Source organism: Donghicola eburneus (genome assembly GCF_900115865.1).
In the GTDB taxonomy this organism is placed as follows: Bacteria; Pseudomonadota; Alphaproteobacteria; order Rhodobacterales; family Rhodobacteraceae; genus Donghicola; species Donghicola eburneus.
In genome coordinates, this window is sequence record NZ_FOXY01000003.1 from 277912 (window position 1) to 296199 (window position 18288).

An 18288-nucleotide genomic window follows, 5' to 3' on the forward strand; every position below is an offset into this window, starting at 1 on the left:
AGAGCAGATGACAGCAGCATTGGTGACAGGCGCCGCACGGCGGCTGGGGCGAGAACTCGCGCTGGAGTTGGCAAAGCAAGGCCACGACGTTGCGGTACACTATAGCTCTTCCGAAGATGCTGCAGAGCAAACCGCAAGTGACATCCGCGCGCTCGGGCGCAAGGCCATCACCGTGCAAGCAGACCTGCTGAGCGAGAGTGAAACGCAAACACTCGTGGATCGCGCGGCCAAAGGATTGGGCGCCCCGCTGACGTGTTTGGTGAACAACGCGTCAATCTTTGAGTACGACACGATCGACACGGCCAACCGAGAGACTTGGGATAGGCACCTAGAGAGCAATCTGCGGGCTCCTTTCGTGTTGATGCAGAACTTCGCAGCGCAAGCCCCCGCACCAGAGCCTGATGAAAACGGAGAAATCTACGCTCGCGGGTTGGTTGTAAATATGATTGACCAACGGGTCCGCAAGCTGACGCCTGAGTTCACGACCTACACAATTGCAAAGGCCGCGTTGTGGACTCTCACACAGACTGCCGCGCAGGCGCTCGCGCCGAATATCAGAGTGAATGCGATTGGGCCTGGGCCAACCCTGCAGGGCGGACGGCAGGACGCCGACAAGTTCGCCCGACAACGCGAGGCAACCCTCTTGAATCGTGGGGCGAATCCCGACGACATCCGCGGGGCGTTGGGATACTTTTTGCATTCACGTGCTGTAACAGGGCAGCTGCTTTGCATCGATGGAGGGCAGCATTTGGCATGGGAGACACCCGATGTCGTGGGGGTGGAATAACCTTTGGCACATGCGACTGTCGCAAAGTTTTACACTGGTCCTGTGTCTATTAGGAAACTGTCGTGATTTTGTTAGGCTTTTCAGGAAATTGCCGCGGTGAAAGATTTTTTCGACGCAGAATCAGTAAGTTATGAAATCGCCTAAAAATTAGGCTTGTTAATGAAGTGACGTAAAAACAAGGGAAATTTAGGGATCTCCAAAACTTTCCCACCAACTTATCCACAGTTTCCGTGGATACCTTTTCTCTTGAACTACCCCCTGTATCATTGCAGCGCAGGGCGGGAATCACAGATCTGTTACAAATGAGCGAAACTACTCCACCAGAAACTGGTCACAGCGTCATCCAAGGCTATTTGAAGACGCTGGATAGCTCTCCCGGCGTCTATCGGATGCTGGATGCTGAATCGCGTGTTTTGTACGTGGGGAAGGCGCGAAGTCTCAAAGCGAGAGTCTCGAATTATGCCCGCCCCTCGGGGCACAGCGGGCGCATTGCGCGGATGATTTCGGAAACCGCGTCGATGATGTTTCTGACCACGCGGACAGAGACAGAAGCGCTTTTGCTGGAACAGAATCTGATCAAGCAACTTAAGCCACGATACAACGTGCTGTTGCGCGACGATAAGTCCTTTCCAAATATTCTGGTGACCAAAGACCACGATTTTCCTCAGATCAAAAAGCACCGAGGGAAAAAGGTGCAGAAGGGCAGCTACTATGGTCCTTTTGCCAGCGCGGGTGCTGTGAACCGGACCCTGAATCAGCTTCAGAAGGTCTTCTTGCTGCGCAATTGCACGGACTCGGTGTTCAACACGCGCACGCGGCCTTGCTTGCTCTATCAGATCAAACGATGTGCGGCCCCCTGTGTGGGGAAGGTGACGGAAGAGGAGTATGGCGCGCTGGTGGCTGATGCCGAACGGTTCCTGTCTGGTCGCTCGACCAAGGTGCAGGAAGAGTTGGCCACCCAGATGGCGGAAGCTGCCGAAGCGATGGAGTTCGAACGTGCCGCCGCGCTGCGGGACCGCATTCGCGCTTTGACGCAGGTACAGACGGCTCAGGGCATCAACCCCCGCGGCGTGGTCGAGGCCGACGTGATCGCGCTACATATGGAAAAGGGGCAGGCCTGCGTGCAGGTCTTCTTTATTCGTGCCAACCAAAACTGGGGCAACCGCGATTTCTATCCCCGTGTGAGCGGGACGGATGCGTCCGAGGCGGAGGTGCTTCAGGCGTTTATCGGTCAGTTCTACGATGACAAAGAACCGCCGCGCCTTCTGCTGCTCTCTCATCCAGTCGAAGATCCCGACCTCTTGTCCGAAGCGCTGGCTGAAAAAGTGGGGCGCAAGGTCGAGATTGCAGTGCCGCTGCGTGGGGAAAAGGCCGAATTGATCGAAGGCGCTGCCCGCAATGCCCGCGAAAGTCTGGCACGCAAGATGTCCGAGAGCGCGACTCAGGCTAAGCTGTTGGACGGCGTGGCCGAGGCGTTTGGCCTAGAGGGACCGCCCCAGCGGATTGAGGTCTACGATAACTCGCATATCCAGGGCACTAATGCGGTTGGCGCGATGATTGTGTCCGGCCCCGAAGGCTTCATGAAAAACCATTACCGCAAGTTCAACATTCGTGGCGATGACCTGACGCCTGGCGATGACTTTGGCATGATGAAAGAGGTGCTGACCCGCCGCTTTCAACGCTTGCTCAAGGAGGATCCTGATCGAGACAAAGGCCTGTGGCCGGACCTGCTGTTGATCGACGGTGGCGCGGGGCAGGTGAGTGCGGTGCGCGAGATCATGATTGAACAAGGGGTCGAAGATGTGCCCATGGTGGGTGTGGCCAAAGGCGTCGATCGCGACCACGGCAAAGAGGAATTCTACCGGACCGGCGAGCGGCCCTTTGCTCTGCGCCACAACGATCCGGTGCTCTACTTCATCCAACGCCTGCGCGATGAGGCGCACCGATTTGCGATCGGGACTCACCGAGCGAAACGGGCGAAGTCCATGGCGGCCAACCCCTTGGACGATGTGCCCGGCGTGGGCGCCACACGGAAACGTGCGCTGCTTGCGCATTTTGGTAGCGCCAAGGCCGTGAGCCGTGCAAATCTGGCCGATCTCAAGGCTGTAGACGGTATTTCCGAAGCGCTGGCCGAGTCGATTTACAACTTCTTTCACGACAAATGACGCGGGCACTAGGTCGCGCTTTCACAAGTCGATTTTCGCAGGTAAACAAGCGCCATGATCTGGACTGTGCCCAATATTCTGACCGTTCTTCGCCTGCTGGCTGCGCCTGCGCTTGGGGTGATGTTTTTGTACTTTACGCGGCCCTATGCGGATTGGTTCGCACTGGCCCTGTTCGTTGGGGCGTCGGTGACTGACTGGTTTGATGGCTATCTGGCCCGCGCTTGGAAGCAGGTCAGCAAGATGGGCGCGATGCTGGACCCGATCGCCGACAAGGCCATGGTGAGCATCGCGCTGCTGGTGCTGGTGTGTGTCTCGCAGGTGAAGCTGTTCATTCTGCTGCCAGCCGTACTGATCATGTTCCGCGAAGTGTTTGTGTCCGGCCTGCGCGAGTTCCTCGGGGATACGGCGGGTCTGCTCAAGGTCACCAAACTGGCAAAGTGGAAAACCACCGTTCAGATGGTCGCCATTTCGGTCCTATTTGCCCAAGGCATTTTCGAGCACTATTTCGTCATGGGCTCAATGGGGATGGACAACGTAATGGTTGCTGACATCCTTCAGGGGGCGGTGCCTGACCACGGCGGTCTTGCCAACCTTTACCAAGGCATGGTCTGGTCTGGCTACGCTGGCATCGCGCTGCTGTGGTTGGCAGCCGTACTGACAGTGGTGACGGGCTTCGACTACTTCCGCAAAGCGATGCCCTATCTGAAGGAGGGGGCATGAAGTTGGATGTAATGTATTTCGCGTGGGTCCGTGAACGGATCGGCGTGCCGCGTGAAACCGTCGAGACCGAAGCGGCAACTGTGGCCGATCTGGTGCGCGAGCTGTCGGCTCGCGAGGGTCGTTACGAACTAGCCTTCAGCGATTTAGAGGCACTGCGCGTGGCGGTTGACCAAGACCTGACAGACTTCGACGCCTCGATCACCGGAGCCCGCGAAGTCGCATTTTTCCCCCCGATGACGGGCGGCTGATGCGCATTCTTGTCCAAGAGGCCCCGTTCGACGTAGGCGCGGAACTGAACGCGTTTCAAGCGGATAAGACAGATATGGGCGCGGTTGTGACCTTTTCGGGATTGGTCCGTGATCTGCCCGAAGCGCCCCTGCGCCATATGCTTATTGAACACTACCCGGGCATGACGGAACGCGCTCTGACCAAGATCGCCGAAGACGCCTGCGCGCGGTGGTCGCTTGGCGATGTGCTGGTGATCCACCGCTACGGTCAGATGGCGCCTGGCGATCAGATCATGATGGTCGCGACCGCCAGTCCGCACCGCAAGGATGCCTTTGCTGCGGCCGACTTCCTGATGGATTACCTGAAATCCCGCGCCCCTTTCTGGAAGAAAGAGGTCACGGCGGACGGTTCCGACTGGGTCGCCGCAAAGGACGAAGACGAAGAAGCCCTGCGCCAGTGGCAGCAGGGCTCTTAAATCTTAGTTGAAGCGGCGGGGCAGTTCACTTGGCCTGCTGCTGAATTTTCCGCATATAGCTACGCAGCTCTTCAGCCTCGGCGCGGGCATCGCGCAGGCCGTCCATAGCAGCCGAGAGTTCTGCCTCCGATTGGGTCAACTGGTTGGTCAGTTCGGCTTCGCGCTGCTGCAAATAGGTGATCGCTTGATCGCGGGTTTCCTCGGCTTCATGCAACTCTCGGGCGAGTCGCTCTAGTTCGTCGATGTCATTTTTTGAAACGCGAGAGAATGTGTGCAACAGCCAATGTGAAAACCATCCGATCATGTAGGACACAAACAGAATAATTGCGGTGGCAAAAATAAACTCAGTCCGGTTCATCCGTCGGGGCGTCCTCGGTCACTTCGGTTGTTGTCTCTTCTGCGCTGTTATCGGCCTCGGTTTCAAGACCTTCTTCAGCTTCAGCGGGTGTTTCGCTTGTCAACATGCGGAATTCGATGCGTCGGTTGGCTTCTCGGCCCTCTTCGGTGCCGTTGTCGGCAATGGGGTCTTCTTCGCCATAACCTTTTGACAGGAAGCCCGAAACCAGCACGCGGCGATTCATCAGTTCTGTCAGAACCGACGAGGCGCGACTCTCGGACAGGGCTTGGTTCATTTCTTCGCGGCCTTGGCTGTCGGTATAACCTGCGATTTCCATTTGGAACTGCGGGCACTCCTGCAGAACCTCGGCAATCCGGTCCATGCTGCTCAGGGAGTCTGCAGAAATGGTGGCCGAGCCCGGCTCGAAGGTGATCTTGTTTTCTGCATTGATAGCTTGGATCGATGCAATGCACTCTTCCGGCGTGGGAATATTTGCGAGCGGATCCAGCATTTCGTCGTAGGTTACGTTGATCGAGAAATCCGCAGCGTCGCCAAGTTTCGAGGACAGGATACGCGCGATATCGGCGCTGGCGGTTTCAATGCCGGTATTGCCCGTCACAACGATGTCAGAGGCTGTGACGCGCGCGCTGCCGTCATGCAGTTGGTCCAGCGCCTCGAGCGCGGCGAGCACACGCAACCCCCAGCCCATCGGCAGATCCTCGTCGATGCGGGCGGTCATTTCGACCACGTCCGCACCGAAGCGCGCACGGGCATAACTCTCGCTGGTGCGGCGGCTGAGTTCGTCACCGATCCGGCCGGCGAGTAGTACCTCGCCATCTTCGCCAAGTGTCGCGGTGAAATCGACGGGACCTTCTTCGGCATCGGGCGTTTCGGGCAGCACAGCGTGCAGTGAGAAGACGTCGGGCAGGTCGTTCTCTAGCTTGCCGACAACGCGGTCAAAGACAGCCTGATCGGTGCCCTCTGCGGCCAGCAAACTGATATCTGCGTCAGAAATGGTGACCGAGCCTTGGCCAAGCTGCGCCAGACCATTGATCGCCAGAACCGCCGCGTCGCCCCATTGCGTCGAGGGCGAGCCAAGGCCCACCACGCAGTTTGAGTTGGCGGGGGCACCTACGGCAATCGCGGTGCGCATGATTTCGGTGCGGGCTTCTTCGGTGTCGGCGGTGCAAGCATCGAAGCGCGCGCCGCTTTCGTCGCGCACCATACGCAGGGTAAATGGCGTGATGACAGGGCGGGGCGCGGTGATGTCGAGGACGACCTTCAGGCCTGTCGGCGTGGCACGGCGCAGCTCAGCTTCGGCGCGGCGTTTGGCTTGGATGCTGTCGGTGATGGCCTTGACCACCACTTCGTCCGCAGAGATCGAGATTTTCGAGCGTGGCAAACCGGCCAGAGCATTCTCGGCAAAGCGCAATGCGCGATCCCAGCCTTTGGGCACAGGATAGTTTGCGGTCTGAAGCAGGTCAGTGACTTCGCCATTCGTGACATTCGCCACAGTCTCGACAATTAATTCGCGGTCGGTTTTCGCAGGGATCAGCCCGATCAAAGAGGTTCCGCTGTCGTTGCGCAAAAGTTCGATAGAGAACCGAGGTGCCAGAACCCGTGAGGTGCGTTTGACGCTCATTTTGTCTGCAACGCGTGCGCCGTCCACAACCTTGGATGCCACGTTGACCGCAGTAAAGCGCTGCGCTTCACTCGGGGCTTCGCCGAACAGATTGACTTGTAGGCCATCAGCTTCGACTTCGGCCCAGTCCAAGCCCGCGTCATCCAAGGCTTCTCGGATCGACAGTTCGGAGTTTTCTTCCATCACGGTCGCGGCCATGCCAGCCCCAAAGTACGCCAGTCCCGCGGCCACGCTGAGGAAAACAATGATGATCGCAAACGACTTGAGGCGCATAGACACGTCCTTTGGTAGCCCAACCTCCGATAGGGTCTAGGCTGTTGCTGCTGAAGGATCAATCAAACGAACAGTGCAACGGCGAAAAACAGCACAGGCAAGAGCCCCGCATTCCGATTTGCACGGAAGAGCCGCAAGCAGATATCCGGATCGTTGATGTCCAATTGGCGCAGTTGCCAAATCATGTGCCACGCCATGGCCCAAGCCGCACCAAGTGCAATCACGAACCGCAGCACATTGGCGGCGGGTAGAGCAGTGACGATAGCGGCGGTCATCAGGAGGATAGTCAGAACCATAAACAGACGAAGGATGCGGGGGCTGTTCTCTCCGAACAGGCGCGCGGTTGACTTGACCCCGATGAGCGCATCGTCCTCAGCGTCTTGGTGGGCATAGATCGTGTCGTAAAAGATCGTCCATGCCATGCCTGCAAGGTACAACAGGATCGGTGGCCATCCCAGCGTGCCGGTGACCGCCGCCCACCCCAAGAGGGCGCCCCAGTTGAATGCAATCCCGAGGAAAACCTGAGGCCACCATGTAAAGCGTTTGGCAAAGGGGTAAATGCAGACGGGCGCCAAGGACAGAATTCCCAGCAGAATAGCGGTGGGGTGCAATGTCAGCAACAGGCCAAAGGCGACCAGAGCTTGGGCCACCATCCAGACGGCCGCTTGTTTGACGGTAACCTGACCCGAGGGGATGGGCCGAGAGCGGGTGCGCGCCACTTCGCCATCAATCTTGCGGTCAGTGATGTCATTCCATGTGCAGCCTGCCGCACGCATCAGGAACGCGCCAATAGCGCAAACGATCATAACCCACAGTGCGGTCCAAGAGAACGACCCCAGATGCAAGCTCGCCAGCAGCACGGACCACCAGCACGGTAAGAGCAACAGCCACGTGCCCGCAGGTCGGTCTGCACGGCTCAGGCGCAGATAAGGGCGGGTGACCGGTGGTGCTAGTCTATCGACCCAGTTGCCGACCGAATCCGCAACGGTGCCTGCGCCCTCTGGCGCTTGGTTCTGAGCGGGCATATGGTGGCCTCCATGTCGACGAACGCAAAAATTCGCCTCTATGTAGAGCAGCCCTTGGGTCAGGGGCAATCCATTCCCTTGTCGCGGGATCAGGCCCACTACCTGTTCGGGGTAATGCGGCTGAGTGTTGGTGCCCATGTTCTGCTGTTTGACGGCCAGACCGGAGAATGGTTGGCCGAGGTGGTCGAGGCAGGCAAACGTGGCGGCACGCTGAGCTGTGTTGAACAGACCAAACCACTGCAAATGCCCCCTGATCTCTGGCTGATGTTCGCCCCGATTAAAAAGGCGCGCACTGATTTTATCGTCGAAAAGGCGGCAGAGATGGGTGCAGCGCGGATCATGCCTGTTCAGACCGACTTCACAAACTCGGAGCGCATCCGTCAGGACCGATTGCAAGCCCATGCGGTCGAGGCAGCCGAGCAATGCGGTGGTACTTTTGTCCCCGAAGTGACGGACCTGCAAAAGCTGGACCGCCTGCTCGCTGAGTGGCCCGAGGACCGACAGCTTATGTTTTGCGATGAGGCGCGCGTTGGCGAAGCGTTGGGGCTAGGCGATGTGTCTCGTGGCCCGTGGGCCATCCTGATTGGTCCCGAGGGCGGCTTTTCCGACGCGGAACGCAATCGTCTGTCCGCTTTGGCGCAGGCCCGCGTGGTCAGTCTAGGTCCCCGTATCCTGCGCGCAGACACGGCGGCTGTCGCGGCAATGACCCTGTGGCAACAGCAACTTGGGGATTGGTGAAGCGGTGGCAGCGTGGCTGGATCCGTCCCAAGAGACCGGATTGATCGCTGAACTCGGAGAGCTCTTGGAACGTGCGGGGTTGTCCCACCGCTCGGATGTGAAGGCGATCCTGAAGGACGGCAAAGATGCGCTTGTGGCGCTTGGTCATTTCGACGGTCGGAGTGCGGTCTTCAAAGCCTATCGATCGGAAGACGCGGCAAAGCTCGTCGAAAATTCCGTTGCAGCGCTGATGCGATACGGGGCCCGACTCGACGGCTTAGGGAGTGCAGTGGTCCAAGTGTTGGCATCTTCTCCTGCGAGCGGCCTTTTGGTGATGGAAGAGGCACAGGGCACGCAAGCCAGCCGCCTGCCAGACCGTTTGGATGTTGACCAAGCCGCTCACATGCGACGCGCAGCACGCTGGCTCACCCAGTGCGCTGGCTCAGATACCGTTGAGCGCGGCTTTGCTCCAAACAAGTCTTTGCGCCCGCTCGAGGATTACATTCGGGGCCACGATGCACTTGCGGCCGAATGTACGGACCTCTTGAAATCGCTCAAAAGCCAGTGTCCCGCTTTGCGTGGCCATCCTCTGATTTGGGGCCCAACTCATGGCGATTTTGCTCCGGTGAACTTGGTGGATGACGGGCGTTGCTTGATCGCGTTCGACGTGCAGGGTGTACCAACTTTACCTCTGATCAAGGTCGCAGCCCACTTCCTCGTGGCTCGCGACTTCAAGCGCGCGATTACACAGCCTCTGCAGTGGGGCCTTGATGCTCAGACCACTCGGGATTTCTTGCAAGAATTCGAGAGGCAAATAGCTGTCGACACCTTGGCGATTCGGTTCTTTGTGGGGCATGCGATTCTTCGGCGGCTTCTCTTTGACAGTTTCAAAGGGAAAGGTCGCGAAAACGCCAAAGTCCGCGCGCAACATTATCTGCAAGATTTGCGGGAATAGAGGCGCGGGCTTGGAATTTCCTGCCGCTCTCATACATGCTTTACAGATGGAATTAATTAACCCTCGAGGCCCCATGATACGCAAAGAAGCCAAAGACGCCCTGATGCGCTGGCGCGGCGTGATCTTAGCGGCCCTGATCGGGGCGTTTGGCCTACGCCTTCTGCTGGCGACGTTCGGAATCATGCCCTGGATTGGCGGGCTTTTGGTGGCGCTGTCAGTTGTAATGCTTTTCGCCAGTCTCCAACGCATGCGATTTTTCTCGGGGCGTGACGGACCCGGTGTCGTTCAGGTCGTTGAGGGGCAACTCTCTTATTTCGGGCCACTTGATGGCGGCATTGTCTCGCTGACAGAAATGAACCGGATTGAGTTGGATCCGACCTGCCAGCCCGCGTGCTGGCGGTTTTTCCAAGGCGGCCAAAATCCGGTTCACATACCTGTGAATGCCGAGGGCTCGGAACAGCTGTTCGATATATTTGCAAGGCTTCCGGGCATCGACACGGGCCGTATGCTGGACGAGTTGCGCGGAAATGCACAGCAGCCTGTTGTGATTTGGCGCAAGGACGACTTGCGGCTGCATTGACTTGGGCTACAAAACGGGCACAGGTGTTGACCTCAATTTCTGACAAAAGCGGAGTGCGCCGATGTCCATCCCCCAGTCCGGTGGCGGCCTAATCGAAGATCAAAGCCAGCTGGCCGAATACCTCGCCTCGGGGTGCAAGCCGCGTGAAGATTGGCGGATCGGGACCGAGCATGAAAAGTTCGGCTACTGCAAAGACAGCTTGCGCCCGCTGCCCTATGAGGGCCCGCGCTCCATTCTGGCCGTTCTCGAAGGCCTGCGCGATCGCCACGGCTGGGACCCCGTCCTAGAAGGGGACAAGCTGATCGGCCTGACCAAAGACGGCGCGAATGTCAGCCTCGAGCCCGGTGGCCAGCTGGAATTGTCGGGCGCACCGCTTGAGACGATTCACCAGACTTGCGACGAGGTGAACCAACACCTGCGCGACGTCAAAGATATCGCGGATGAAGTGGGCGTTGGTTTCATCGGACTTGGCGCTGCACCAATCTGGTCGTTCGAGGACATGCCCCGCATGCCCAAGGGCCGGTATCGCCTGATGACCGATTACATGGACCGCGTGGGCACCATGGGCAAGTCCATGATGTACCGGACCTGTACGGTTCAGGTGAATCTCGATTTCGATACCGAAGCGGACATGGTGCAAAAGATGCGCGTGGCGCTGGCCCTGCAGCCGGTCGCAACCGCGCTCTTTGCAAACTCTCCTTTCTTTGACGGTCAGCCGAATGGCCACAAGAGCTGGCGCAGCCGCGTGTGGCGCGATCTGGACAGCAGCCGGACCGGTATGCTTCCTTTCGTGTTTGAAGAGGGCTTCGGGTTCGAGCGCTGGGTCGACTACGCACTCGATGTGCCGATGTACTTCGTCTACCGCGACGGGAAATACATCGACGCGCTCGGCCAGTCTTTCCGCGACTTCCTAAAGGGCGAGCTGCCCGCGCTGCCCGGCGAGAAACCGACGCTGTCGGATTGGGCAGACCACCTGACCACCATCTTTCCCGAAGCGCGCGTGAAGAAATTTATCGAGATGCGTGGTGCTGACGGCGGACCATGGCGCCGCCTGTGCGCGCTGCCGGCGTTCTGGGTTGGTCTGATGTACGACCAGTCCGCGCTCGATGCGGCGTGGGACCTGTGCAAGGACTTTACCGCTCCGCAGCGCGAGGCTCTGCGCATCGCGGCATCTGAACAGGGTCTCCAAGCTCAGGTCGATGGTATCAACATGTTGGATCTGGCCCGCAACGTGGTCGATATCGCCGAGGGCGGCTTGAAAGCCCGCGGCAAAGAAGGTGCGGGTGGTCTGGTGCCAGATGAGACGCACTTCTTAAACGCTCTGAAAGAGAGCATCGAAAGTGGTAAAACGCCCGCCGACGAACTTCTGGATCGCTATAACGGCGAATGGGGCGGGGACTTAACCCGCATTTACCAAGACTTCAGCTACTAAGATTTTGGCCCGCCGCGTACCTTGAGTATTTAGACAAAGCAGAAAGGTAGACTTCTTTTTGCTTTAATACTCGCAGCGCGCGGCCAGCCAATGTCACTTCTGCCCGATCTTGGGTTCTGTGCCTGCCATCAGGCGCGAAATGTTCGCAGCGTGGCGGTAGTAGATCAGCACCGCCAGCGCGATTGCCAATCCGACCAGCTGCGGTGCCCCCAGCACATAAGCCCAAATTGGTCCCAGTGCTGCCGCGACAAGTGCGGACAATGACGATATCTTCAGAGTCTTTGCGGTCACCAGCCACGTGAGGCAGCACGCAACTCCTGCGGGCCAGAACAGCGCGAGCATGGTACCGAGGTAAGTCGCAACGCCCTTGCCGCCTTTGAACTTCAGCCAGATTGGGAAGCAGTGTCCGAAAAACGCGGCAAGGCCTGCAATCTGCGCGGCGTCTGGGCCAATGGCAAAGCGCGCGATCAGGACGGCGATTGCGCCTTTGCCGCTGTCCAGAACCAAAGTCGCAGCGGCGGCTGGCTTGTTGCCGGTGCGCAAGACGTTGGTGGCGCCGATGTTTCCTGATCCGATTTGGCGTAGGTCGCCAAGGCCGCAGATACGCGCAATGACCAGACCGAACGGGATAGAGCCAAAGAGATACCCGAGCACCGCCGCAGCAGCCAGAAGGGTCGGGGCAGAGGTGAAGTCGGGGAACATATCAGAGCGCTCCGTAGACGAAATTGCCGCCGACGATCGTGGCGCGGACACGGCCTTCCATGCGGGCGCCGTCGAAGGGGGTGTTCTTGGACTTTGAATTCAGGCGCCAACGGTCCAACACAAAGGGCGCGTTGGGATCAAAGACGACCAGATCGGCAGGCGCATCTGGTGACAGGCGGCCTGAGGGCAGGCCGAGGCGTTTGGATGGGTTCAGTGACATGGCGCGGAACAGGGTCGGCAGGTCCAATTGGCCCGCGTGATACAGGCGCATCGCTGCGGGCAGTAGCGTTTCCAGTCCGACAGCACCGCTTGCCGCTTCTTCGAAGGGCAGGCGTTTGCTCTCTTCGTCCTGAGGGGTGTGCATGGAGCAGACGATGTCGATCAATCCCGAAGCGACGGCTTCGATCGCGGCTTGGCGATCCTCTTCGTCGCGTAGGGGCGGGGTGACTTTGAAGAACGTCCGGTAGTCCGCCACGTCCAGCACGTTCAAAGTCAGGTGGTGGATTGAGATGCCTGCGGTGATATCCAGACCGTTGCGCTTGGCGCGTTCCAACGCGGGCAGAGCGCGGGCAGTCGTGATCTGGTCAGCGTGGTATTTCGCTCCGGTCATTTCCAGAAGGGCGATGTCGCGGTCCAGTCCCATGCGTTCGGCCATCGGGCTGACCGAAGGCAAGCCACGCAGGGTGGCGAATTTACCGCCCGTGATGCAAGCGCCCGAGGACAGGCCAGGCTCTTGGGGGTGACCGATGACCAGCGCATCAAGGCTGCGGGCATAGGTCAGTGCGCGGCTCAGGACTTTGGTGTTCTGGATCACGCGGGTGGTGTCGGTGAAGGCGACTGCGCCAGCGTCCAGCAAGAACCCGATTTCGGTCATTTCCTCGCCGCGGAGGCCCTTGGTCAGGGCGGCCATGGAGTGCATGCGGACGGGCGTGACTTCGCGGGCGCGTCGCGTCACGAACTCCAGCGTTTCGGGCGTGTCGATGACCGGGTTGGTGTCGGGGCGGGTCGCGATGGTGGTCACACCGCCCGCCGCGGCTGCCAGACCTGCGGTTTTGAAGCTTTCCTTGTGGCGCTCGCCGGGTTCGCAGACTTTGACGCCGATATCGACGATGCCGGGGGCGACGCACATCCCGTCGCAGTCATAGGTCTGATCCACACGCGGGGCAGGCGCTGCGCCCTCTTTGCCGGTGGCAAGGATGTGACCGACGTCATAGGCCAGCCAGCCGCGGTATTCAGTGCCTGCTTCGGGGTCGATCAGGCGGGCGTTGGTGAGCAGAGTGGTCATGCCGCTGGGTCCGTTCGTTTGGGGCGTGCGATCAGGCGGCCAGCCAAAGGGCTAGCGCGATCAGCAGCGCAATCAGAAAGATGGCGAGAAGGGTCGGGAATTTCTTGCGCGGGGCGACTGGGTCAGAGTCCACGCCGGTCAGCACACCTTGGGACGATTCCTGCGGCAGGCTTTCGAAGACCACAGGGGGGACGTCCTCGGGGTATTCGCCAATCAAGGTTAGACGCGGATCAAGGGTTAGATCGTGCTCGCGGCCCGCAAAGGCAGCGGACATCAGGATCATCACATGTCCGTCCAGCGCATTCAGGCGGGCGCGGTCGGGGGCGAGCACATCCTCGGCGATGCCTTGGCCTTCGATCAGGTAGCCAACAAGGCCGAGCCCTTCGAGATCGCTGATGGGGAACACCTCGACATACTGGGGGTCGATCAGATCGATCCCGAGCAGTTCAGAAACCTTGGTGTTCACTTCGAGGTAGGGCTGGACCTCGAACGCATCCATCGAGAGGGCAAAGACGCGGATTGCGCCGGCCTCGTTCTCTTTGATGTGCAGGGTCTGGATCATGCCATCACACCCGCGTCTGTGCGGCGAGCGCGCAGGTTGCGGGCCAACAGGTCCATCGCGGCCATACGGACGGCGACACCCATTTCGACCTGTTCTTGAATGACGCTGCGATTGATGTCGTCGGCGATTTCCCCATCAATCTCGACGCCGCGGTTCATTGGGCCAGGGTGCATGACGATCGCGTCGGGCTTGGCATAGGCCAGCTTTTCCGCGTCCAAACCATAGCGGTGGTAGTACTCGCGTTCAGACGGGATAAAGCCGCCGTCCATGCGTTCTTTTTGAAGGCGGAGCATCATGACCACGTCCACATCCTTCAGGCCGTCGCGCATGTCGTCGTAAACCTCGACGCCAAATTCCTTGAAGGGGGCGGGCAGCAGGGTCGGCGGGCCGATCAGGCGGATACGGTTTTCCATCTTGCCCAAGAGCAGGATGTTAGAGCGTGCCACGCGGCTGTGGGCGATGTCCCCGCAGATGGCGATGTTCAGGCGCTGGAGGCGACCGCCCTTGGCGCGGCGAATGGTCAGCGCGTCCAGCAGAGCCTGTGTAGGGTGCTCGTGCTTGCCGTCACCCGCATTCAGGACCGCGCAGTTCACCTTTTGCGCCAGCAGGTCTACGGCGCCGGAATGGGGGTGCCGCACCACAAGCAGGTCGGGGTGCATCGCGTTCAGGGTCATCGCGGTGTCGATCAGGGTCTCGCCCTTTTTGATCGAGCTGGCCTGCATCGCCATGTTCATCACGTCGGCGCCCAAACGCTTGCCCGCCAGTTCGAAACTGGCCTGCGTGCGGGTCGAGTTCTCGAAGAACATGTTAATCTGGGTCAGGCCGGTCAGAGCATCCGAATGCTTGATGTCGCGCCGGTTCAGGTCAACGTAGACCTCGGCCAGATCAAGCAATGTGGTGATGTCGAACGGGTTGAGTTGTTCGATCCCCAGCAGATGGGCGTGCGCGAAACTCATGGAACCTCCGTAGTCGTTGGGCACGGTATAGCAGGGCTTTGGCCTGCGGCAAGGCATAGGGTCCCTTTACGCCGCACGAAACCGCCCCTAGCTTGCGCGGTATGGAAGAACACTGGGATTCTCATGCCGCATTAGCGGCGCTGGCATGGCAGCTCGAGGCTGGCGTGACCGATGCTGTATGCGATGACCCTGTGGACCGGTTCGCAGCCGCAGAAGAGGTTGCGAAAGCCGCCGAAGCCGCAGCGCCCACCGGTGTGCAGATGCCCCAAAAGAAAGCTGCGCCGCCCCCGAAGATCGCTGAAAAAGATCCTGTGGTCGAGGCACAAGAAGCAGCGAACGCCTGCCATGATCTGGTGTCCTTGCGCAGCGCGATGGAGCGTTTCGATCTATGTCACTTGAAGCGAGGGGCCAAACAGTTGGTCTTTTGCGACGGGCATCCCTCTGCTCGCGTGATGATTCTCGGCGAAGCGCCAGGTCGGGACGAGGACCGCGAAGGGCGTCCCTTTGTCGGGCGCGCGGGGCAACTCTTGGACCGGATGCTGGCTGCGATTGGACTGGACCGTCAGGTGGAAGGCGCGGACGGGTGCTATATCACCAATGTTCTGCCGTGGCGCCCGCCCCAGAATCGTGACCCGAACACGCAGGAAATCGCGATGATGATGCCCTTTGTGCAGCGTCATGTGCAGTTGGCGGCGCCGGATGTGATTGTGTTGATGGGAAACATCTCGTGTCAGGCAGCGCTGGGAAAACGCGGGATCACCCGTTTGCGCGGTCAGTTCACGCAGGCTTTTGATCGGCCTGCACTTCCGATGTTTCACCCCGCTTTCCTGCTGCGCAACCCTGCCGCCAAGCGTGAGGCATGGACGGATCTTTTGACCCTGCGCGCGCACCTTAATGAAAGGGCCAAATCATGAGCCGAATCGACGAGACCAAGGAATTCATTCCTGTTCGTATCGCCGTCCTAACCATCAGCGACAGCCGCTCGATGGACGAGGACCGCAGCGGTGACGTGCTGGTCCAACGTATCCAAGAGGCGGGCCACGTGGTGGTCGATCGCATGATTGTACGCGACGAGCGCGATGAAATCGCCTCGCGGCTACGGATGTGGAGCGAGACGCCCGTGATCGACGTCGTCATCTCAACCGGCGGAACGGGTTTGACGGGGCGCGATGTCACTGTCGAGGCGCACCGCGATGTCTATGAGAAAGAGATCGACGCTTTTGGCACCGTGTTCACCATGATCTCGATGCAAAAAATCGGGACCTCGGCGGTACAAAGTCGTGCGACCGGCGGTGTGGCCAATGGCACCTACATGTTCGCCCTGCCGGGCAGTCCCGGCGCGTGCAAGGACGCATGGGACGAAATCCTGAAATGGCAACTCGATTACCGTCATCGCCCCTGTAACTTCGTTGAAATCATGCCCCGTCTCGAAGAGCACAAGCGCCGCAAATGACCGGATTTGTCAAAGTTGGTAACGTCCCCGAGGTGATCGGATGGCGTGCTGCCGTTGTCGCGGCCTTTGACGTGCAGGGCCGCGTGCTGATGCAGTTGCGCGATGACATGCCCCATGTGGCGGGCGCAGGTCGGTGGAGCATGTTTGGCGGCGCGGTCGAAGAAGGCGAAGACCTGCTGACCGCCGCGCGTCGCGAATTCCGCGAAGAGACCGGCATTTCCCTCGCTGTGCATGAGCTGATTCCGTGGGCCGTACTGCCCGCGACCAAGCGGGCGGATGGCGCTTTGTTTATCCACCGCTGTACCCGCCTCATTGATCCGTCAGAGATTTCATTGGGCGAAGGCGCTGGCTTCGGTTTTCTGACCCGAGGCCAAGTGGCACGGTTCGACGTGATCCCTCAGATGCAACAGATGTTAGCCCAACTCTGCGTTTGACTTTTTTCTGCGACGGAAAGACGGTCTCGCTTCGTAACAGTGTTGTGGCTTGGCATATGCCCTGCCGCACCTATTCTTTTCGCGGACACCATTTTGTGAGCGGGGACGTGCCATGCGCTTTTTGCGTCAGGCTATGACAGGACTCTTTCTTGCGGCGTTGACGGCTGCCTTGCTGGTCTGGGCTGGCGCCTTGGTGCGCGATGCGGTTCAAGAGAGATTAGCGGATTCTCCGCGCGGGCGCCCCGCCCAAGAACGCGTTTTTGCCGTAAATATCGTCGAGGCGCAGCCCGATACGATCCAGCCCGTTTTGCAGGCTTTTGGTCAGGTTCAAAGCCGCCGCACGTTGGAAATCCGCGCGTCCGCCGCAGGCACAGTGGTCGAAGTTGCCGAGAATTTTGTTGAAGGCGGCTTGGTAAAGGCGGGCGAAGTTTTGGCCCGTATTGATCCGGCGCAAGCCGAAGCTGCCTTGCGAAGCGCTGAGGCGGATTTGTTGGATGCTGAGGCCGAGGTGCGCGACGCCGACCGGGCGCTGCTCTTGGCCAGAGATGATCTGACAGCGACCAGAGGTCAGGCGGAACTGCAAGAGAAGGCGTTGCAGCGCCAGCTCGACTTGCAAAATCGCGGGGTCGGTAGCGCGTCCGCAGTTGAGACGGCGGAATTGGCGGTTGCACAGGCCAGCGCGAACGTTTTGTCATCCCGTCAGGCACTTGCGAATGCCGAGGCGCGAATCGATCTGGCTAAAACCGCTCTGTCTCGGGCTCAAATAGCGCGGGATGAGGCCGAGCGCGACTTGAATGACACTGTGATCCGCGCCGGATTTGATGGCGCATTGTCAGCGGTCAATGTGGTCGAGGGCGGTCTTGTTTCCCAGAACGAAGCTATGGCGACCGTGGTGGACCCGATGCTGTTGGAGGTCAGTTTTCGCGTTTCAACGGAACAGTTCGCGCGTTTGCTGGATGAAACAGGCGCATTGCGGCCCGCGCCAGCCAACGTAGTGCTGGATGTGGCTGGCGGAAATATCGAGCGCCCGGCGACACTGACCCGCGCCAGTGCCTCCGTGGCCGAAGGGCAGAGTGGTCGACAACTTTTTGCCCGCATCGACGATCCACGCGGTTTGAAACCGGGTGATTTTGTGCGGGTCGAGACGATGGAACCCGCGCTTGAGAATGTGGTGCGCTTGCCTGCGACCTCGGTGGATTCGTTGCCGACCGTGCTGGTGATGAACGAGGATGATCGTCTGACAGCGCTGCCCGTAACCTTGCTCCGCCGGCAGGGCGATACCGTGCTGGTCCGCGGCGATGGACTGGCGGGTCAGCGCGTGGTGGCAGAACGGACGCCTTTACTCGGGACAGGCATCAAGGTCCGCGCTCTGGGGCAGCCCGAAGCACCGCCCGAAATGATTGAACTGTCCGAGGAACGCCGCGCCGCGCTTGTGGCCTATGTCGATGCGAACACGCGAATGCCTGCCGCAGCCAAGGAACGGATAAAAGCGGAATTACAGGAAGAAACCGTATCTAAGGAAACTGTCGATCGGCTGGAAAGCCGGATGGGGAGCTAACA

At 59.5% G+C, this 18288-nt stretch carries 20 protein-coding genes; 13 read left to right on the plus strand and 7 right to left on the minus strand.

What is annotated here, in order from left to right:
• Positions 1-7: 7 nt before the first annotated feature.
• From BM225_RS06790 to BM225_RS06810, 5 genes are all read left to right on the plus strand, one after another.
• A complete protein-coding gene (locus tag BM225_RS06790) occupies positions 8-787 on the plus strand; it encodes an SDR family oxidoreductase (RefSeq protein WP_072707973.1) in 780 nt (259 codons plus the stop codon).
• Positions 788-1089: 302 nt separating this feature from the next.
• Positions 1090-2952: an excinuclease ABC subunit UvrC gene (gene uvrC / locus BM225_RS06795; protein WP_072707971.1), complete on the plus strand. Its 1863-nt coding sequence runs from the start codon at positions 1090-1092 to the stop codon at positions 2950-2952.
• Between the two features lie 54 nt (positions 2953-3006).
• Entirely contained in the window at positions 3007-3672 is a 666-nt protein-coding gene (pgsA, locus tag BM225_RS06800; protein ID WP_072707970.1) for a CDP-diacylglycerol--glycerol-3-phosphate 3-phosphatidyltransferase, read from the plus strand.
• A 2-nt stretch (positions 3673-3674) separates the two neighbouring features.
• Positions 3675-3920: a molybdopterin converting factor subunit 1 gene (gene moaD / locus BM225_RS06805; protein WP_072708105.1), complete on the plus strand. Its 246-nt coding sequence runs from the start codon at positions 3675-3677 to the stop codon at positions 3918-3920.
• Positions 3920-4375, plus strand: coding sequence for a molybdenum cofactor biosynthesis protein MoaE (locus BM225_RS06810; RefSeq protein ID WP_072707968.1), 456 nt, complete (start codon positions 3920-3922; stop codon positions 4373-4375). Before moaD ends, BM225_RS06810 begins: the two co-directional genes overlap by 1 nt.
• A gap of 25 nt (positions 4376-4400) precedes the next feature.
• Here BM225_RS06810 and BM225_RS06815 read toward each other — a convergent pair whose 3' ends face one another.
• The 3 genes from BM225_RS06815 to ubiA form a co-directional block, all read right to left on the minus strand.
• A complete protein-coding gene (locus tag BM225_RS06815; protein ID WP_072707966.1) occupies positions 4401-4733 on the minus strand; it encodes a hypothetical protein in 333 nt (110 codons plus the stop codon).
• On the minus strand, positions 4720-6627 hold the full coding sequence (locus tag BM225_RS06820; protein ID WP_072707964.1) for an OmpA family protein: 1908 nt from the start codon (positions 6625-6627) through the stop codon (positions 4720-4722). Before BM225_RS06820 ends, BM225_RS06815 begins: the two co-directional genes overlap by 14 nt.
• Positions 6628-6689: 62 nt before the next feature.
• On the minus strand, positions 6690-7652 hold the full coding sequence (gene ubiA / locus BM225_RS06825; protein WP_072707962.1) for a 4-hydroxybenzoate octaprenyltransferase: 963 nt from the start codon (positions 7650-7652) through the stop codon (positions 6690-6692).
• Between the two features lie 12 nt (positions 7653-7664).
• Here ubiA and BM225_RS06830 point away from each other — a divergent pair, with 12 nt between their 5' ends.
• The 4 genes from BM225_RS06830 to BM225_RS06845 all read left to right on the plus strand — a co-directional run bounded on the left by BM225_RS06830 (position 7665) and on the right by BM225_RS06845 (position 11336).
• Complete coding sequence (locus tag BM225_RS06830; protein WP_072708103.1) at positions 7665-8390, plus strand: 16S rRNA (uracil(1498)-N(3))-methyltransferase; 726 nt, start codon at positions 7665-7667, stop codon at positions 8388-8390.
• 4 nt (positions 8391-8394) lie between these two features.
• Positions 8395-9324: a phosphotransferase gene (locus BM225_RS06835; protein WP_143095351.1), complete on the plus strand. Its 930-nt coding sequence runs from the start codon at positions 8395-8397 to the stop codon at positions 9322-9324.
• 73 nt (positions 9325-9397) lie between these two features.
• Positions 9398-9904 carry a hypothetical protein gene (locus BM225_RS06840; protein WP_072707959.1) on the plus strand — a complete coding sequence of 169 codons (507 nt, stop codon included), beginning with the start codon at positions 9398-9400 and terminating at the stop codon, positions 9902-9904.
• A 61-nt stretch (positions 9905-9965) separates the two neighbouring features.
• Entirely contained in the window at positions 9966-11336 is a 1371-nt protein-coding gene (locus tag BM225_RS06845) for a glutamate--cysteine ligase (protein ID WP_092464024.1), read from the plus strand.
• A 93-nt stretch (positions 11337-11429) separates the two neighbouring features.
• Here BM225_RS06845 and plsY read toward each other — a convergent pair whose 3' ends face one another.
• The 4 genes from plsY to BM225_RS06865 are packed head-to-tail and all read right to left on the minus strand — an operon-like array spanning position 11430 to position 14841.
• Entirely contained in the window at positions 11430-12038 is a 609-nt protein-coding gene (gene plsY, locus BM225_RS06850) for a glycerol-3-phosphate 1-O-acyltransferase PlsY (RefSeq protein ID WP_072707955.1), read from the minus strand.
• Between the two features lies 1 nt (position 12039).
• On the minus strand, positions 12040-13323 hold the full coding sequence (pyrC, locus tag BM225_RS06855; RefSeq protein WP_092464027.1) for a dihydroorotase: 1284 nt from the start codon (positions 13321-13323) through the stop codon (positions 12040-12042).
• 31 nt (positions 13324-13354) lie between these two features.
• Positions 13355-13885 (minus strand): hypothetical protein, encoded by a 531-nt coding sequence (locus BM225_RS06860; RefSeq protein ID WP_072707951.1) that lies wholly within the window; start codon positions 13883-13885, stop codon positions 13355-13357.
• Positions 13882-14841 (minus strand): aspartate carbamoyltransferase catalytic subunit, encoded by a 960-nt coding sequence (locus tag BM225_RS06865; protein ID WP_072707949.1) that lies wholly within the window; start codon positions 14839-14841, stop codon positions 13882-13884. The genes BM225_RS06860 and BM225_RS06865 overlap by 4 nt, the downstream gene beginning before the upstream one ends.
• 101 nt (positions 14842-14942) lie before the next feature.
• Between BM225_RS06865 and BM225_RS06870 the strand changes: the two genes are divergently transcribed.
• The 4 genes from BM225_RS06870 (at position 14943) to BM225_RS06885 (ending at position 18286) form a co-directional block, all read left to right on the plus strand.
• Complete coding sequence (locus BM225_RS06870; RefSeq protein ID WP_072707947.1) at positions 14943-15755, plus strand: uracil-DNA glycosylase; 813 nt, start codon at positions 14943-14945, stop codon at positions 15753-15755.
• Positions 15752-16294 (plus strand): molybdenum cofactor biosynthesis protein B, encoded by a 543-nt coding sequence (gene moaB / locus BM225_RS06875; protein ID WP_072707945.1) that lies wholly within the window; start codon positions 15752-15754, stop codon positions 16292-16294. The genes BM225_RS06870 and moaB overlap by 4 nt, the downstream gene beginning before the upstream one ends.
• Positions 16291-16728, plus strand: coding sequence for an NUDIX domain-containing protein (locus BM225_RS06880; RefSeq protein WP_072707944.1), 438 nt, complete (start codon positions 16291-16293; stop codon positions 16726-16728). The genes moaB and BM225_RS06880 overlap by 4 nt, the downstream gene beginning before the upstream one ends.
• 112 nt (positions 16729-16840) lie before the next feature.
• The gene (locus BM225_RS06885; RefSeq protein ID WP_072707942.1) at positions 16841-18286 is read left to right on the plus strand and encodes an efflux RND transporter periplasmic adaptor subunit; all 1446 of its coding nucleotides are present in this window, start codon (positions 16841-16843) and stop codon (positions 18284-18286) included.
• Positions 18287-18288: the final 2 nt, after the last annotated feature.

Coding starts and splice junctions, on each gene's coding strand:
- BM225_RS06840 (WP_072707959.1), top strand. CDS start 9,398: ATGATACGCAAAGAAGCCAAAGACGCCCTGATGCGCTGGCGCGGCGTG.
- uvrC (WP_072707971.1), top strand. CDS start 1,090: ATGAGCGAAACTACTCCACCAGAAACTGGTCACAGCGTCATCCAAGGC.
- pyrC (WP_092464027.1), bottom strand. CDS start 13,323: ATGACCACTCTGCTCACCAACGCCCGCCTGATCGACCCCGAAGCAGGC.
- BM225_RS06830 (WP_072708103.1), top strand. CDS start 7,665: ATGTCGACGAACGCAAAAATTCGCCTCTATGTAGAGCAGCCCTTGGGT.
- BM225_RS06810 (WP_072707968.1), top strand. CDS start 3,920: ATGCGCATTCTTGTCCAAGAGGCCCCGTTCGACGTAGGCGCGGAACTG.
- BM225_RS06790 (WP_072707973.1), top strand. CDS start 8: ATGACAGCAGCATTGGTGACAGGCGCCGCACGGCGGCTGGGGCGAGAA.
- ubiA (WP_072707962.1), bottom strand. CDS start 7,652: ATGCCCGCTCAGAACCAAGCGCCAGAGGGCGCAGGCACCGTTGCGGAT.
- BM225_RS06865 (WP_072707949.1), bottom strand. CDS start 14,841: ATGAGTTTCGCGCACGCCCATCTGCTGGGGATCGAACAACTCAACCCG.
- pgsA (WP_072707970.1), top strand. CDS start 3,007: ATGATCTGGACTGTGCCCAATATTCTGACCGTTCTTCGCCTGCTGGCT.
- moaB (WP_072707945.1), top strand. CDS start 15,752: ATGAGCCGAATCGACGAGACCAAGGAATTCATTCCTGTTCGTATCGCC.
- plsY (WP_072707955.1), bottom strand. CDS start 12,038: ATGTTCCCCGACTTCACCTCTGCCCCGACCCTTCTGGCTGCTGCGGCG.
- BM225_RS06860 (WP_072707951.1), bottom strand. CDS start 13,885: ATGATCCAGACCCTGCACATCAAAGAGAACGAGGCCGGCGCAATCCGC.
- BM225_RS06820 (WP_072707964.1), bottom strand. CDS start 6,627: ATGCGCCTCAAGTCGTTTGCGATCATCATTGTTTTCCTCAGCGTGGCC.
- BM225_RS06815 (WP_072707966.1), bottom strand. CDS start 4,733: ATGAACCGGACTGAGTTTATTTTTGCCACCGCAATTATTCTGTTTGTG.
- BM225_RS06870 (WP_072707947.1), top strand. CDS start 14,943: ATGGAAGAACACTGGGATTCTCATGCCGCATTAGCGGCGCTGGCATGG.
- BM225_RS06845 (WP_092464024.1), top strand. CDS start 9,966: ATGTCCATCCCCCAGTCCGGTGGCGGCCTAATCGAAGATCAAAGCCAG.
- BM225_RS06885 (WP_072707942.1), top strand. CDS start 16,841: ATGCGCTTTTTGCGTCAGGCTATGACAGGACTCTTTCTTGCGGCGTTG.
- BM225_RS06880 (WP_072707944.1), top strand. CDS start 16,291: ATGACCGGATTTGTCAAAGTTGGTAACGTCCCCGAGGTGATCGGATGG.